Annotated in this window: 1 protein-coding gene and 1 pseudogene; both read left to right on the forward strand. The window is 68.1% G+C overall.

Annotated elements, in window-relative coordinates; all coding sequences use genetic code 11:
• Positions 1-406: tyrosine-protein kinase family protein (locus tag ACU8YE_RS23860; protein WP_446929810.1), on the forward strand; the 406-nt coding region annotated here is incomplete at its 5' end.
• Between the two features lie 60 nt (positions 407-466).
• A pseudogene (locus ACU8YE_RS23865) lies at positions 467-646 on the forward strand (translocase); the annotation flags it as partial.

Raw genomic sequence — 646 nt, forward strand, 5'->3', positions numbered from 1 at the left:
CGACGTGCTGCATCGCGACGTGATCGCCGGGCTCGATTTCATCTCGACGGGCGCGATGCCGAAGAATCCGGCCGAGTTGCTGCTCAATGCGCGCGTGTCGACGTTGATCGACACTTTCTCGCAGCGTTACGACGCCGTCGTGATCGATTCGCCGCCGGTGCTGGCGGTGGCCGACACGGGCATTCTCGCCGCGACGGCGGGTACGGCGTTCCTCGTCACGCTCGCCGGCTCGACGAAGCTCGGCGAGATCGCCGAATCGGCGAAGCGGCTCGCGCAGAACGGCGTGCGCCTGAGCGGCGTGGTGTTCAACGGCATCAATCCGCGCCTCGGGCAGTACGGCTACGGCTCGAAGTACGGCGGCTATCGCTACGTCGCATACGAATACGGAGCGAAGCGCGATGCCTGACGCGAACATGCGCGACGAACGCCGCGGCGACGGCGGCCGGCCGGTGCCGGCCGACGGGCGATGCGCGCGCGCGAACGCGAGGACGCGACGATGATTCGCGTCCGCGATTCGCTCATATCGCTGTGCGGCGTCGTCGCCGGGCAGGTCGCGCTCTTCGGCTGTATCTCGCTGATCGGGCGCTTTCAGGGCCCGGAGGCGCTCGGCCACTTCAACTACCTGCTCGCGTTGGCGACGTTCGCC

This window comes from Ralstonia sp. VS2407 (assembly GCF_052950655.1).